12 protein-coding genes and 1 pseudogene are annotated in these 15,240 nt (G+C 65.8%); 5 read left to right on the top strand and 8 right to left on the bottom strand.

All coding sequences use genetic code 11. The features are described from left to right. Positions 1-16 precede the first annotated feature (16 nt). From P9A17_RS14945 to P9A17_RS14925, 5 genes and pseudogenes are all read right to left on the bottom strand, one after another. Positions 17-1,045, bottom strand: coding sequence for a 4Fe-4S binding protein (locus P9A17_RS14945; RefSeq protein WP_278039413.1), 1,029 nt, complete (start codon positions 1,043-1,045; stop codon positions 17-19). A 65-nt stretch (positions 1,046-1,110) separates the two neighbouring features. Then, complete coding sequence (locus P9A17_RS14940; RefSeq protein ID WP_278039412.1) at positions 1,111-1,965, bottom strand: ABC transporter permease; 855 nt, start codon at positions 1,963-1,965, stop codon at positions 1,111-1,113. Continuing rightward, positions 1,962-2,925, bottom strand: a pseudogene (locus tag P9A17_RS14935) (ATP-binding cassette domain-containing protein). Before P9A17_RS14935 ends, P9A17_RS14940 begins: the two are co-directional and overlap by 4 nt. A 130-nt stretch (positions 2,926-3,055) precedes the next feature. Then, complete coding sequence (locus P9A17_RS14930; RefSeq protein ID WP_278039411.1) at positions 3,056-4,690, bottom strand: fatty acyl-AMP ligase; 1,635 nt, start codon at positions 4,688-4,690, stop codon at positions 3,056-3,058. Between the two features lie 317 nt (positions 4,691-5,007). Next, a complete protein-coding gene (locus P9A17_RS14925; protein ID WP_278039410.1) occupies positions 5,008-5,976 on the bottom strand; it encodes a 4-(cytidine 5'-diphospho)-2-C-methyl-D-erythritol kinase in 969 nt (322 codons plus the stop codon). Between the two features lie 51 nt (positions 5,977-6,027). On the opposite strand from P9A17_RS14925, the gene P9A17_RS14920 reads away from it, so the two are divergent. Both P9A17_RS14920 and P9A17_RS14915 read left to right on the top strand, forming a co-directional pair. Beyond that, positions 6,028-6,819 carry a serine/threonine-protein kinase gene (locus tag P9A17_RS14920; RefSeq protein WP_278039409.1) on the top strand — a complete coding sequence of 264 codons (792 nt, stop codon included), beginning with the start codon at positions 6,028-6,030 and terminating at the stop codon, positions 6,817-6,819. Positions 6,820-6,906: 87 nt separating this feature from the next. Further along, positions 6,907-8,397, top strand: coding sequence for an amino acid permease (locus tag P9A17_RS14915; protein ID WP_278039408.1), 1,491 nt, complete (start codon positions 6,907-6,909; stop codon positions 8,395-8,397). Between the two features lie 91 nt (positions 8,398-8,488). Here the strand turns inward: P9A17_RS14915 and rsmA are convergent, their stop codons facing one another. From rsmA to P9A17_RS14900, 3 genes are all read right to left on the bottom strand, one after another. Then, positions 8,489-9,418, bottom strand: coding sequence for a 16S rRNA (adenine(1518)-N(6)/adenine(1519)-N(6))-dimethyltransferase RsmA (gene rsmA / locus P9A17_RS14910; RefSeq protein ID WP_278039407.1), 930 nt, complete (start codon positions 9,416-9,418; stop codon positions 8,489-8,491). Next, positions 9,415-10,542, bottom strand: a complete 1,128-nt coding sequence (locus tag P9A17_RS14905) for a resuscitation-promoting factor (RefSeq protein ID WP_278039405.1) — start codon at positions 10,540-10,542, stop codon at positions 9,415-9,417. The genes rsmA and P9A17_RS14905 overlap by 4 nt, the downstream gene beginning before the upstream one ends. A 95-nt stretch (positions 10,543-10,637) precedes the next feature. Next, a complete protein-coding gene (locus tag P9A17_RS14900) occupies positions 10,638-11,480 on the bottom strand; it encodes a TatD family hydrolase (RefSeq protein WP_278039404.1) in 843 nt (280 codons plus the stop codon). Between the two features lie 37 nt (positions 11,481-11,517). Between P9A17_RS14900 and metG the strand changes: the two genes are divergently transcribed. From metG to P9A17_RS14885, 3 genes are all read left to right on the top strand, one after another. Next, entirely contained in the window at positions 11,518-13,053 is a 1,536-nt protein-coding gene (gene metG / locus P9A17_RS14895) for a methionine--tRNA ligase (RefSeq protein ID WP_278039402.1), read from the top strand. A 116-nt stretch (positions 13,054-13,169) separates the two neighbouring features. After that, complete coding sequence (locus P9A17_RS14890) at positions 13,170-14,342, top strand: FAD-dependent oxidoreductase (protein ID WP_278039401.1); 1,173 nt, start codon at positions 13,170-13,172, stop codon at positions 14,340-14,342. After that, entirely contained in the window at positions 14,339-15,235 is an 897-nt protein-coding gene (locus P9A17_RS14885; protein ID WP_278039400.1) for an RNA polymerase sigma-70 factor, read from the top strand. Before P9A17_RS14890 ends, P9A17_RS14885 begins: the two co-directional genes overlap by 4 nt. The last annotated feature ends 5 nt before the right edge of the window (positions 15,236-15,240 follow it).

Here is a 15,240-nt window from a genome sequence, read left to right as displayed (position 1 = left end):
CCTTTCGTCGGGCCTTTCAACGGCCGCGGATGCCGCTGTCGACAGTTTTGACCGGCTTGTGCGGATAGCGCTTCTTCGCGTGCTCTTCGGCGTCTGAACCCGGTAGCACGTAAAGGGTTTCGCGTTTTGCCTGCAATGGCTTCAGCACCAGATCCATGAAGCCCTTGCGGTCGTCGAGATAGGGCTCGATGACCTCCTCCCCCGCCGGGCACACCGCCAGACAGTAGGCCGCCTTGTAGTTCGGCTTGAAGGACAGGCTCTGCCACATCGATGCGTTCTCCGAATCGGTGACGCGGGAACGGAAGTCCTCGGCGTCGGTGCTGTCGGCGACGGTCTGCGCCCAGTCGGTGAACCCGCCCATGAACTCGCGGTAGTTGTGCACCGAGCACGCGACGAAGTCGAAGTCGCCGTTCTTCTTGATCGCCCCGACCGGGCACGCCGCCACACACAGCTTGCATTCCAGACACGGCGAATAGTCCAGTGGCGCACCGTAACCACTGATCTCGGAGCCAACCACAATGGTGCCGAGCAGAATGAAGTTGCCGAACTTCGGGTGGATGACGTTGCGGTGGATGCCCATTGCCCCCAGGCCCGCGGCCACCGCGACGGGTTTGTGCGCGACGACCCAGATGCGGCCCGGATACCGGTCCATCTCCATCGGGAAGGTCGCCGACGGATTGACCACCCGGTGGCCGGCGTCCTGCAGCAGCCTGGTGATCCGGTACGCGGCCTCGTTCATCAGCTCGCCGCTCCGGTGGAACTCCTGGTTGGCGACGCTGCGGGCCGTCGACCGGACGTTGTCACGATTCATCTTGACGACCAGCGAGATGTAGCTGACAGCACCCGGCAGCGCCTCATCGACGTGGGGCACTTCGGAACTCAACTCGGGGTTGTCGACCCTGGCGAAGCCGACGTCGTCGGCACCCGCCTCCAGACAGACTTTTCGCAGCCAGTCGGCGTCGATGACTCCGGGAGTCGGCGCGGGCCGGGAGCGCACCGCCCGCACGGTCGGGTGCTCGGCCAATCGGTTCGGCAATCTCTCCATCTTGCTGAGTATAGTCATATATACCTAGCTGGCGATGAACAAGTTAGGAGCCGCGCAGGCCGCACCTACCCCGCGGTGCGGCGCCTGTAGGCATACAGCGCGAACGGTGCGAACACAGCCGTCAGCGCCAGCGACCACAGGATGGTCGAGAGCACCGGATAGTGCAGCGGCAGTTGCGCGCTCGCGGGTGCCGGACCGCCGTTGCCCCACAACTCGCGCATCGCCTGAGCCAGCGACGACACCGGGTTCCACTCGGCGATCACCCGCAGCCAGTGCGGCATCGGTTCCGTCGGCACAAACGTGTTGGCCAGGAACGTGATCGGGAACAGCACGGTGAACATCACACCGTTGACCGCCTCGACCGTGCGCATCAGCGACCCGATCAGAATGCCGAACCAGATCATCCCGAAGCCGAACACCAGCAGTAGGACGAACGCGAGAACCGCTTCGCCGACCCCGTTGCGGATCCGCCACCCGATGGCCAGGCCCGTCAGCGCCATCACGACCACCCCCAGCGACGAATGGATGACGCTGGCGATGCTGCGCCCGATGAGGACGGAGGACCGCGAGATCGGCAGCGACCGAAAGCGATCGATGATGCCCTTCTCGACGTCGGCGGTGATTCCCGCCGCGACCACGAACGCCGAGAACACGATCGTCTGCGCCTGGATGCCGGGCAGCAGGAACTCCCGGTACGACGCACCTCCGGTGTTCGTGATCGACGCCCCGAAGACGAACGCGAACAACAGCACGAACATGATCGGCTGGGCCGTCACGTCGCTGAGCATCTCCGGCATCCGCTTGGTGTGGATCATGTTGCGTTTCACCATGATCCACGATTGCTGCACCAGGTTGGTCGGATGCGTCGGCACCGGGTCCGGGCGCACAGCCGTCCTGGCGCGGTCTTCGAGAGCCGTCATGCGTCGACCTCCTCGCTGTCTTCGGTTCGGTGCCCGGTGAGCGTCAGGAACACATCGTCGAGGCTGGGCCTGGTCAGGCCGATGTCATCGACGGTGATGCCGCCGTCGCGCAGCCACCCCGCCACCTGGATCATGTCGTCGAGACCGTCGGCCGAGGCCGTCAACCTCCTGGCACCCACGTCGACGAACACCTCGGCGCCGGTCCGGGTCAGCAGGACCCGGGCCGCATCGAGGTCTCCAGTGTCGGCGACGGTCACGACCAGACTGGCCTGGCCTGCCTGCTCTTTTGAGCTCCAGCGGCGACCCCTCGGCGATGATACGGCCGCGGTCGATCACGACGATGTTGTCGGCGAGCTGATCAGCCTCCTCCAGATACTGCGTGGTCAGCAGCAGCGTGGTGCCGTGGGCCACCAGATCACGCAGCACGTCCCACAGCTCGCTGCGGCTGCGTGGATCCAGCCCGGTGGTCGGCTCGTCGAGGAACAGCACCGGCGGCGACGCGATCAGGCTCACCGCGAGATCCAACCGGCGCCGCATCCCTCCCGAATACGACCTGACCACCCGGTCAGCCGCATCGGCCAGCGAGAACTGCTGCAGCAGTTGATCGCTCAGCTTCCTGAGATCCTTGCGGCGGACGCCGAGGAGGCCGCCGATCATCCGGATGTTCTCTCGACCGGTCAGAAGCTCGTCGACGGTGGCGACCTGTCCGGTCAGCCCCATGTGGCGGCGCACCTCATCAGGCTGGGTGCGCACGTCGAACCCGGCCACCCGCGCGGTACCGCTGGTCGGCTCCGTAAGCGTCGTCATCATCCGCACCGTTGTGGTCTTGCCGGCTCCGTTCGGGCCGAGCAGACCGAGAACGGTCCCGGGCGGTACGGCGAAGCTGACACTGCCGACGGCGGTCTCGTCACCGAACCTCTTCACCAGCTCGATCGCCTCGATGGCGGGAGGGGTTGGCATGGTTCGACGCTATCGGCGACCTCCGACATGAGCCAGTCGATTTCCGGCTCGTCACCACTCGCGAGCGAGCGCACAATGCCAGTTTTCACGGCGTGTCGGCGTGCAGACCCGCGCGCTCGCGGTGCAGAAGTTACGTGACCAGCGAGACCGATGTGGAGCGGCGTAGCTTGCCCGACGACGTCTTCGGGATGCTCCCCGGGCCCAGCACCACGACATTGCGCGGCCGGACGTCGACCTCGGCCACGACCTCGTGGGCGACCTGGTGCTCGATGCGGCGCACCTCGGCCGGATCCTCATGGGAGTTGGACTCCACGGCGACGGCGAACGTCTCACGCGAGTGGCCGGCATCCAGGCGCACCGCCACGGCGCAGCCGGGACGCACACCCTCCACGCGGCCGGCGGCCCGCTCGATGTCGGTCGGGTAGATGTTGCGGCCCGCCATGATGATGACGTCCTTGACGCGACCACAGACGACGACGTTGCCCTCTTCGGTGATGTAGCCGAGGTCACCGGTGTCGTACCAGCCGTGCTCGTCCTGAGCGGGGATGAAGCCACCCATGGTCATGTATCCCGGCGTCACGCATTCGCCGCGCAGCTCGATGACACCTACTCCGCGGGGCGGCATCAGGTTGCCGTGGTCGTCGATGACGCGAGCCTCAAGATCCGTCAGTAGGGGCCCGAGCTCGGCGAGACGCTTCGTGTGGCCCTTCGTGGCGGGCACCGCGCGACGCAGCGCCGCGAGCAGGTCGGCGTCGACCTCGTCGACGGTCAGACCCGCACCGCACGGCGAGAACGACACCGCCAGCGTCGTCTCGGCCATGCCGTAGGCGGGCAGGATCGCGCCGGGATCCAGGCCGAACGGCTTGCCCGCATCGAGCAGGTCCTCGACGTCGGCGGGCTCGACCGGCTCCGCGCCGGACAGCGCGAAGCGCAGCGTGGACAGGTCGAACTCGCCGGGCTTGGCCTGACGGCGCAGACGCTTGGCGAACAGCGCGTACGCGAAGTTCGGCGCCGCCGTCATCGTGCCCTTGTACTTGTCGATGAGCTTGGCCCACAGCAGGGTGTCGCGGAGGAAGTCCATCGGCGTGACCTTGACCAGCTCGGCGCCGAAATACATCGGGATGGTCAGGAAGCCGACCATGCCCATGTCGTGGAAGCAGGGCAGCCAGCTGATCATGACGTCTTTGTCGACGTCGTATTGGGCGCCGATGAACATCGCCTCGGCGTTCGAGTGGATGTTGCGGTGCGTGATCTGGACGGCCTTGGGCGACCCTGTCGAACCGGACGTCAGCTGCATGAGCGCCAGATCGTCCTCGTCGACCTCGATCGGGTCGATCGGCTCGGAGGCCAGCAGGTCGGTGACGGTCAGGACTTTGATGCCCTTTTCCTCGAGCACCGGGATCGCGACGAGGAAGGGCTCGGACACGATGACGGCCTTGGCCTCGATCATGCCGATGACGTTCATGGTGTCCTCGGCCCAGACCACTAGGTCGGTGCGAGGCGTGGGCTGGTGCAGCATCGTCAGGCTGGCGCCGCGCATCCACAGCCCCTGGGCCGTCGGCGCGATCTCGACGGGGTATCCGGCCAGCACGCCGACGGCGTCGCCGTGGCCGACTCCGGCCGCTGCCAGTCCGCCCGCGATGCACCTCGCCCGCTCGTGCACCTCACCCCAGGTGTGACGGACGGGCTCATGCGGCTCGCCAGTCACCATGCCCCGGTTGGTGGTGCGGGCATTGAAGTACATCTTCTCGGTGAATCTGCTCACGACGACCTCCTCGCCGACATCTGCCCCGGTGCACATGCCCGTCTGCCATGCTCCGCCCGTGACGTGGCCTTTTCGTGGAGGCGCGCACACTTTTGGGGAGCGGTTGTGTCTCGAATCGGTGATGTTTCGTAAACGTGGCCTGATCCGGACCGCGCGTTCTCCGGCCTACCCACCGAGATGGCGGGAAAGCTCGTTGCGTCCTTTACTCGACCGCTAGCTGTCACCGTCGATCATCTTAAGCAACTCTTAAGTAGCTGCCAAACGCCCGCGATAATTGAGGCATGTGTCACATCTATTTGTGATCGCGAATTTATCTGTCAGCCGGCAGCTGACGGGCTGGGCACGACGCGCGCGCCCTGGACCGGACCGCTGGCGACGCGCACCGTCCGGCAGACGCCCGCCCCGGCCAATTCCGTTCCGACATCGATCGCAGCACCGGCCGACGTGCACAGAAAAGCGCAGGTGGGGCCAGATCCGGACACCACACCGGCCAGCGCGCCCGCATCGACACCGGCACGCAGCGTGCGTCGCAGCGTCGGGTCCAGACTCAGCGCCGCGGGCGCCAGATCGTTGCCGAGCAACGGGGCGAGCTGCGCCGGATCCCCTGATGCCAGCGCCGCCAGCACCGGCTCGGGTGACTCCAGACGCGGCGGCAGCGTGCGGTCCTCTTCGGCGCGCAGCCGGTCGATCTCTGCGAAGACCTTGGCGGTCGACAGGCCGCCGGGAGAAAACGCGAGCACCCAGTGGAACGTGTTGCGCGCCAACACGGTCGCCAACTCCTCGCCGCGCCCCGTCCCCAGAGCGGTGCCGCCGTGCAGCGCGAAGGGCACATCGCTGCCGAGCTCAGACGCCAGCGCGTGCAGATCGCGGCGCGGCACACCGAGCTCCCACAGATGGTTCATCGCCACCAGGACAGCCGCGGCGTCGGCGCTGCCGCCCGCCATGCCCCCGGCCACCGGGATGGTCTTCTCGATCGAGATCGCGACGTCCGGCGCCCGCCCCACGTGGTCGGCCAGCAACTCGGCCGCCTTCCACGCAAGGTTGCGGTCGTCGGTGGGCAGCGAGTCGGCCCCCTCGCCGACGTGCTCCAGGGACAGGACGTCGGCGTTGCGGACGGTGACCTCGTCGAGCAGCGACACCGCGTGGAAGACGGTGGTCAGTTCGTGATAGCCGTCGTCGCGGCGGTCGCCGACATCGAGGTAGAGGTTGACCTTGCCGGGCACCCTGACCGTCACCGAGCCCGTCGGGACCCAATCGGATGCGGTATTACCGTCGCGCGCGGACACCTGACCGAGGTTAACGGCGCGACGGGAGTCCGGGAACTTTAGGCTGAGTTCGTGCTGTCGCCGGGCGATCGCTTCGAGGGCTATGTCATCGACGAGACGGTCGGCCGCGGCGGCTCGGCGATCGTGTACCGCGCCCACGACGTCGCGGCTCCCGAGCGGCAGGTCGCGCTCAAGATCGCTCGCGGCGAGGCCGTCGAGCAGCAACGGTTGCGCCGCGAATTCGACTACGCCCGCCGATTCAGCCACCCGCACATCGTCGAGGTTTTCGACAGCGGCTCGGGCTGGTTGGCGATGACGCTGGCCGGCGGCGGCTCGGTCAAGAACCTCGCCACCCTCCCGAACCGGATGGTTGCGTTGAGCCAGATCGCGGACGCGCTCGACCACATCCACTCGCTCGGCGTCGTTCATTGCGATGTCAAACCCGCCAATATCCTTGTCACACAGAACTTCTACGAAACCGGAGCGTTACTGGTCGACTTCGGTAACGCCCGATCCATCGGAGAGACCTCACCATCGCGTGCGACGCGCGTCACAGCGTCCCTGCCCTACGCCCCACCGGAGTTGCTGACGGGACGGGCTGTTTCCGCCGCCACCGACAGCTATGCCCTGGCGTGCACCATCGTCGAAATGGTCACCGGCCGAACGCCATTCACAGCCAACACACAGGCCGCACTCACCGACGCCCAGTTGCACAGCGCACCGCCCCGTCCGTCGCGCCATATCGACTGGCTACCAACGGCTTTCGATTCGATGCTGGCGAAGGCCATGGCTAAGAACCCTGACGACAGATACCAGTCCTGCACGGAATTGACGGCGCTGATTACCCGCGTTGTCCGCGACTGAAACATCAATTATCAACCGGCGCTATGTAACCCAAGTTTTACCGATCTCGGTTTTCCAACCTGCAGGAACGCCGCTAGCGTCCCGCTCATGGGATCTGCTCTGCAGTACGACAACTCAGCGCTCGCTCACGAAGAGGAGGGCTACCACAAGGGCCTCAAACCCCGGCAACTTCAGATGATCGCGATCGGCGGTGCGATCGGTACGGGGCTCTTCATGGGAGCAGGAGGCCGGTTGAGCAGCGCCGGCCCCGGTCTGTTCATCGTCTACGCCGTCTGCGGTGTATTCGTGTTCTTCATCCTGCGCGCCCTCGGTGAGCTCGTCCTACACCGCCCGTCGTCAGGGTCTTTCGTGTCCTACGCCCGCGAATTCCTCGGCGAGAAGGCGGCTTACGTCGCAGGCTGGACCTACTTCTTCAACTGGGCGTGCACGGCGATCGTCGATGTGACGGCGATCGCGCTCTACATGCACTACTGGGGCGCGTTCGAAGCGATACCCCAGTGGACGATCGCCCTCATCGCCCTCGTGATCGTGCTCACCGTGAACATGATCTCGGTGAAGCTGTTCGGCGAGATGGAGTTCTGGGCCGCGCTGATCAAAGTCATTGCGCTGGTGAGCTTTCTCGTCATCGGCATCGTCTTCCTGGCCGGCCGCTTCGACGTCAACGGCCAGAACACCGGCGTCTCGGTCATCGCCGAGAACGGCGGCCTCCTGCCGACCGGCCTCCTCGAGCTCGTGATCGTCACCTCCGGCGTCATCTTCGCCTACGCCGCAGTCGAATTGGTCGGCACGGCGGCCGGCGAGACGGAGAATCCCGACAAGGTGATGCCGAAGGCGATCAACTCGGTGGTGTTCCGCATCGCGGTCTTCTATGTGGGCTCACTGGTGCTGCTCGCCCTGCTGCTCCCCTACACCGCCTACAAACAGGGCGAGAGCCCGTTCGTCACCTTCTTCTCCAGCATCGGCGTGCCCGTGGCGGGCGACATCATGAACTTCGTCGTCCTGACCGCCGCGATGTCGAGCCTCAACGCCGGCCTGTATTCGACGGGCCGGATCCTGCGGTCGATGGCGATGAACGGCAGCGCACCCGAATTCACGGGCAAGATGACCCGCAACGGCGTGCCGTTCGCCGGCATCGCGCTGACCGCCGCCTTCACCGTCGTCGGAGTGTTCCTCAACCTCGTCGTGCCGGAAGAGGCCTTCAACATCGCGCTCGACCTGTCCGCGTTGGGCATCATCGCGTCCTGGGCGACAATCGTCATCTGCCAGATCCAGCTGTACCGGTGGTCGAAGAAGGGAATCCTGAACCGGCCGTCGTTCCGGCTCTGGGGGACGCCGTACACGAGCTACGCGACGCTGATCTTCCTCGGCGCCGTCACCGCCCTGATGTGCTACGAGAACTACTGGAACCTGATCGCGATCGTGGTCATCATCCCCGCGCTGATCATCGGCTGGTACGCCGTCCGCGGCCGGGTGATGGCCATGGCCGCCGAACGAATTGGCATCACCGGGGACTATCCGATCAAGGCCGATACCCCGCTGATGGAGGAGTACCGCGAGAAGGACAACAAGCCGGAGTAGGACCCCGAAACGCGAAACTGCGTCCCATGCGGCCGGTCGTGACGATCGGACCGCGTGGAACGCAGCGTCGGGGCTGAGGTAAAGAGGCGCTCTAGAGCGTGGGGACCTGCTCGTCTTCCTGCGCGTCAATGGCCTCGGGCGCAACCTTGGGCACTTCGTGCCAGTCGGCGTTGCGCTGCAGCAGGCGGACGAAGTCTTCGATCTTCAACGTCTCACCACGCAGGGCCGGGTTGATACTGGCGGCGAGCAGTCGGCTGGCCGACTCGTTGCCCGACCCCGCCCACTCGGCGAAGGCGTTGCGCACGGTCTTGCGACGCTGGGCGAACGCGATGTCGATGAGCTGGAAAACGTTCTCGCGGAAATCTTCGTCGGTCGGCCACGGCGACGTCTCGAACCGGTCGATGCGCACCAGGCCGGAGTAGACCCGCGGGATCGGCCAGAACACCGTCGGCGACACCATGCCGTAGCGGCGCACATTGCCGAAGAATCGGATCTTGGCGCTCGGCACCCCGTAGTCCTTGCCACCCGGTTCGGCGGCGAGGCGCTCGGCGACCTCGGCCTGCACCATCACCATCACGGTGCGGATGGAGGGGAACTCCGCCAGCAGATGCAGCAGCGCCGGAACCGCGATGTTGTACGGCAGGTTGGCCACCAACGCCGTCGGCATCTCGGTCATGTCCGATTGCTTGAACGTCAGGATGTCCCTGTTCAGGACGGTCAGACGGTTGGCCTCGCTGTGCGAATGCGCAGCAATCGTCGTCGGCAACTGGTTGGCCAGCACCGGATCGATCTCCACCGCGGTGACCTTGGCGCCGCGGTCAAGCAGCGCGAGCGTCAACGAGCCCAGCCCCGGCCCGACCTCGAGCACATGGTCCGAACGGTTCACGCTGGACGCGGAGACGATGCGGCGCACCGTGTTGGCGTCATGCACGAAATTCTGACCGAAAGACTTCCTTGGCCTGAAGTCAATCGACTTGGCCAAATGACGAATTTCAGTTCGCCCCAGCAGTCGTATTGTCACGACGCACCGATCCTCCCACTACAGGTCGGCCACGCCCCCCAACCTTGGCGCGCCCGAGTTACCTCAGCAATCGCGATCTGCTCTTCCCTCGTTGCCAGATCCGCTCGCTGAGCATACCTCAGACCACCGTTGCGTTCCCAGGTGTTTTGATCAAATTGAACCCCGCCAAAATAGCCATTGCCGGTGTTGATGGCCCAATTACCTCCGGCTTCGCACCGCGACAGGGCATCCCAGGCGCCTCCATTGGTTACCGGAGGCACCTCCGTGCCCGGTTTTGCCCCTACTCTCAGCACACCATCGCGCGCCGGAGCGATGACGACATTGGCTACTGGCAGCCTTCCCGTTTCCACGCCGTTTACTGACGACACCGCAAAAATCACGTCCTGGACACCGGGATTTCCGGGATCTTCCACTATTTGACGGCTCATGTTGAGAGTCGCGTCCTCGATGCGCTGATTGTTCGGATTCAGCGGCAATCGCTCGGTGACTTTTGCGATGCGAACACGGGTCACCTTTATGTACATACCGTTCACAATTGGCGTCGACGGCGCCGGGATCACGCTGTCGCTTTGCTGTAACGGCACACCGGCGGCATCTAACAGCGCCGCGACATTCGGGGCCGCCAGCCGCACCGAGCGGACCACGCCGGCGTCCTCAATTTGCACGTTTTGCGCGCTGACCACCGGAAGTGCCATGCCGTCGAGCGGGAGCCGGCTGCCGCGCGAGGCCGCGACGGGAGCCTTGTCGGTCATCTGGAGCTGGGCGAGCGCCTCGTCCACGGTCGACGCAGTCGTCCACACCTGCTCGGTGCCACCACCGTCGGTCGAGATCTCCAGCGGCCTGCTGCGGCGCAACACGATCGTGTCGGACTGGTGCACGGGGGTATCCGCCGCGGGAAACAGGTCGTCGCGCTCCCCGACGTCGAAGCCGTTTTCGGTCACGACGTCGATGACACGCGACTTCATCGTCGACACCTCGATCGACGCACCGTCGATGGTGAGCGTCACCGTCTTGTGTGCAGCGACCGCGGTGATGCCCGCGAAGACCAGCGCCAGCAAAGTCGCCGCGACCAAAAGTCGCAGGAGGGGCGAGCGCGTCTGATGAAGTTTTGTCAATGCATTCAAGATGTCGTCTATCCCGACTATGCCTGGCGCGGGTGGCAGGAGGTGTGGGGGTCGCCACGCCGCGATTTATCACAAGACGGTAACGAAAAGGCCTACTACCAGCAACCCGCCAGACCGTAAGCCCGTACCGCCGTCGCAGAACTCTCCTCGGCGAGCGCTTCTGCGGGCCGGCCGAGGAGCTCGGCCAGCGCTCGAACAGTGTAGGGGAGGCAGTAGGGCTCGTTCGGCGCCCCGCGGAACGGGTGCGGTGTCAGAAACGGTGCGTCGGTCTCGACGAGCAGCTGATCCGGCGGGATCAGCGGGGCCGCTTCACGCAGGTCGCGGGCATTCTTGAAGCTCACTGTTCCCGACAGGCTCAACAACCAGCCCTCGTCGATACACGTGCGGGCCATCGCCGCATCGGACGAAAAGCAGTGGAAGATCACACTCTCGGGAGCGCCCTCGGCCCGCAGCACGTCCAGAACCGCGGCGTCGGCGTCCCGGTTGTGAATCATCAGCGGCTTATTGGTGCGCTTGGCCAGATCGATGTGCCACGCGAAGGCCTCCCGCTGCTCGTCCGGGTCGGCACAGCCCTCCAGCCGTCCCGGCCAGTACAGATCCATCCCGGTCTCGCCGATCGCCACCACCCGGGGATGTGCCGCGAGGTTCGCGATGACCGTCCGCGCCTCATCCGTCAGCGCGTTCGCCCGGGTGGGGTGCAGTGCGACCGCCGCATACACCCGGGAATCCCAGTCGGCCGCGTCGGCCGCCCAGCGAGCCGACCCCAGATCGTCGGCGATCGTCACCACGGCCTGAACTCCGGCCGTACCTGCGCGGTCGAGGATCGCGCGCACGTCGTCGGCGTCTTTCGCACCGCACGCGTCGAGGTGGGTGTGAGCGTCGATCAGCGGGGCGAGGGGCTCGGGAATCGGCGGCGGCTCACGGTGCTTGGAACTCACGCCCACACTCTAGGGTTGACGTCGAAATGAGTGAGAAATGAGCGAGCCTTACTACATCACGACGGCGATCGCGTACCCCAACGGCGATCCCCACGTCGGACACGCCTACGAATACATCGCGACCGATGCGATCGCGCGGTTCAAGCGGCTGGACGGATTCGACGTCCGCTTCCTCACCGGAACCGACGTGCATGGGCTGAAGATGGCCGAGACGGCGGCCAAGGTCGGCATGGCCACCGCGGACCTGGCGCGGCAGAACTCGGATGTGTTCCAGCGTCTGCAGGAGAAGCTGAACATCTCGTTCGACCGCTTCATCCGCACCAGCGACGCCGACCACTACGAGGCGTCGAAGGCGATCTGGGCGCGGATGGTCGACGCCGGCGACGTGTACCTCGACAAGTACTCGGGCTGGTACTCAGTGCGCGACGAACGATTCTTCACCGAAGGCGAGACGACGGTCGGTGCCGACGGGGTGCGCGTCGCCACCGAAACCGGCACCCCGGTGACCTGGACCGAGGAAGAGACGTACTTCTTCAAACTGTCGGAGTACACCGACCGACTGCTCGCGCTCTACGCCGAACGCCCGGACTTCATCGAACCCGAGGTTCGCCGCAACGAGATCGTCAGCTTCGTCTCGGGCGGACTGCGCGATCTTTCGATCTCGCGCACCACCTTCGACTGGGGCGTCCCCGTGCCCGACCACCCCGACCACGTCATGTACGTCTGGGTGGACGCGCTGACCAACTACCTCACCGGCGTAGGCTTCCCCGACACCGAATCCGAGGCATTCCAGCGGTACTGGCCGGCGAATCTGCACATGATCGGCAAGGACATCATCCGGTTCCACACCGTCTACTGGCCGGCGTTCCTGATGTCGGCGGGTATCGAGTTGCCGGACAAGGTGTTCGCGCACGGCTTCCTGTTCAACCGCGGCGAGAAGATGAGCAAGTCGATCGGCAACACCGTCGACCCCGTCAACCTCGTCGACACGTTCGGACTCGACCAGCTGCGCTACTTCCTGCTCCGCGAGGTCCCGTTCGGACAGGACGGCAGCTACAGCGAGGAAGGCATCATCGGCCGGATCAATGCCGACCTGGCCAACGAGTTCGGAAACCTGGCCCAGCGCTCACTGTCGATGGTCGCCAAGAACCTCGATGGGGTGACGCCGACGCCGGGCGAATTCACCGCCGAGGACTCGGAGATGCTCGCTGCTGCCGACGCATTGCTGGACAAGGTGCGCGGTCACTACGCCGCGACGGCGATGCACCTCGCGCTGGAATCGATCTGGTCCGTCCTGGGTGCGGCGAATCGGTACTTCTCGGCGCAGGAGCCGTGGGTGCTGCGCAAGAGCGACCCCGACCGGTTCGCGACGGTGCTCTACACGACACTCGAAGTGGTGCGCATCGCCGCGATGCTCAGCCAGCCGGTGATGCCCGAGTCGATGGCCAAACTTCTCGACCTGCTCGGCCAGCCCGCCGATCGACGCGATTTCACCGCGATCGGGACACGGCTCGCCCCCGGGTCGCCTCTCCCTGCGCCGTCCGGGGTCTTCCCGCGCTATCAGGCGGAGTGACACCGGCTCCTCTATATATGTGACGTGTGTCACGACCTGTCACAGATTGGCGGCCACCGGTGTCTTGAGGTCAGACCGGCTCGACGCGGAGCCGACAACCTCGAAGGAGACAAGGAATGACCACGACCCAGACCACTGTCCTGGTGATCGGCGGCGGATACGCCGGTGTCATGGCAGCCAACCGCCTCATGTCACGTGACGATGTGCGGGTGAAGGTGATCAACCCGCGACCGGAGTTCGTGGAACGGATCCGGCTGCATCAACTCGCGGCCGACAACGACGACGCCGTCGCAGATTTCGGCGCGGTGCTCAACGCGGGAGTGCAGCTCGTCGTCGACCGCGCCGAGCGCATCGACGCAGCCGCGCGCCAGGTCACCCTGGCCTCCGGCGAGACCCTGGGCTACGACTACCTCGTCTACGCGGCGGGAAGCACCGGCGCAGTGCCGGACTCGGTGCCTGGTGCAGCCGAATTCGCTTATCCTCTCAGCGAATTGGAGCAGGCGCATCGGCTTCGTGCGCGCCTGGCTGACGTGCCGACGCAGGCCCCGATCGTCGTCGTCGGCGGCGGACTGACCGGCATCGAGGCAGCGTCGGAGTTCGCCGAAGCCGGCCGTCACGTGACGCTGGTCAGCACCCTCATCGGTCCGTCGCTGGGCCGGTCGGGACGCCGCTCGGTGACCAAGCGCCTCACCAAGCTGGGGGTGACCTTGGTGTCGGCCACGGTGGCTTCCGTCGCCGCCGACCACATCGCCCTCTCCGACGGACGCGTCCTGCCGAGTGCGGTCACCGTGTGGACGGCCGGGTTCGGGGTGCCAGGGCTGGCCGCCCAGAGCGGGCTGACGACCGACGCGCTGGGCCGCCTCATCACCGACGAGAGCCTGACCAGCGTCGATGACGGCCGCATCGTCGCCGCGGGCGACTCGGCGGCGCCGTCAGGTCTTCCCTACCGGATGAGCTGCCAGGCCGGCCTGCCGCTCGGCGCGCAGGCGGGCAACACGGTGCTGGCCCGCATCGCCGGCACCGAAGCTGCCGACGCCACGGTCGTGATGACCGGGCAGTGCATCAGCGTGGGCCGTGGCGCAGGCACGATCCAGTTGGCGCGCAAGGACGACACCCCACGCAGCCTCTACATCGGCGGCCGTGCCGGCGCGTTCGTCAAGGAGCAGGTGTGCCGCTACACGGTGAAGTGGCTGGCCGGCGAGGCAGCGAAGCCGGGGTCCTACAAGTTCTTCCAGGGCCCTGACCGCACCGAGCAGATAACCGCGGCGAAGGCGATCCCGGTCCGATGACCACGACGCAGGGAGACGAGCACGCCGAGCGATTCACGCATCTGCGACCGCTGCTGTTCACGATTGCCTACGAGATCCTGGGCAGTGCAACAGAATCCGACGACGTGCTGCAGGAGAGCTACCTGCGCTGGGCCGAGGTGGACCTCGCCTCGGTGACCGACACCAAGGCCTACCTCGCCCAGCTCGTCACCCGCCAGGCACTCAATGCGCTCCGGGCACAGTCACGCCGCCGCGAAGACTACGTCGGCCCGTGGCTACCCGAACCACTTCTGACAGAAGCAGATCCGTCGGCAGACGTGGTGCTCGCCGAGTCGGTGTCGATGGCGATGCTGGTGGTGCTGGAAACGCTGAGCCCTGACGAGCGGGCGGTGTTCGTGCTGCGGGAGGTTTTCGGCTTCGGGCATGACGAGATCGCGTCGACACTCGGCAAATCCTCGGCGTCGGTGCGCCAGATGGCGCACCGCGCAAGGGAACACGTGCACTCGCGACGCAAGAGGTTCGAGCCCATCGACGCCAAGGTCTCCGCGGAGATCACCATGCAGTTCTTCGCCGCAGCGGCGACCGGGGATCTCGACGGCCTAATGTCGATGCTGGCTCCCGACGTCGTCTGGACCGCCGACAGCGACGGCAAGGTCAGCGCGGCCCGCAGGCCGGTCGCGGGCGCTGAGCGCGTGGCCAAACTGATCCTCGGGCTGATCCGGCTGGGCGGCCCGGACGGCCGGGCCGAACCGGGGGTCTACAACAGCGCGCCCGCGCTGGTGCTCTACACCGGGGACCGCCTCGAGGGGATCGTGTCCGTCGAGATCATCGACGGGAAGATCACCAACTTCTACGCGATGCGCAACCCCGAGAAGCTATCCACGGTGATGCTGCCCAGACGCATCGGCAGATAATGGCC

This window comes from Mycobacterium sp. 236(2023) (assembly GCF_029623955.1).
Taxonomy (GTDB): Bacteria; Actinomycetota; Actinomycetes; order Mycobacteriales; family Mycobacteriaceae; genus Mycobacterium.
The sequence above is the reverse complement of the archived record's forward strand: the minus strand, read 5'-3'. Positions and strand labels throughout refer to the sequence as shown.

Bases quoted from the DNA above. Each gene is read 5' to 3' on its own strand.
- P9A17_RS14945 (WP_278039413.1), bottom strand. From the start codon at position 1,045: ATGGAGAGATTGCCGAACCGATTGGCCGAGCACCCGACCGTGCGGGCG.
- P9A17_RS14940 (WP_278039412.1), bottom strand. From the start codon at position 1,965: ATGACGGCTCTCGAAGACCGCGCCAGGACGGCTGTGCGCCCGGACCCG.
- P9A17_RS14915 (WP_278039408.1), top strand. From the start codon at position 6,907: ATGGGATCTGCTCTGCAGTACGACAACTCAGCGCTCGCTCACGAAGAG.
- metG (WP_278039402.1), top strand. From the start codon at position 11,518: ATGAGCGAGCCTTACTACATCACGACGGCGATCGCGTACCCCAACGGC.
- P9A17_RS14890 (WP_278039401.1), top strand. From the start codon at position 13,170: ATGACCACGACCCAGACCACTGTCCTGGTGATCGGCGGCGGATACGCC.
- P9A17_RS14885 (WP_278039400.1), top strand. From the start codon at position 14,339: ATGACCACGACGCAGGGAGACGAGCACGCCGAGCGATTCACGCATCTG.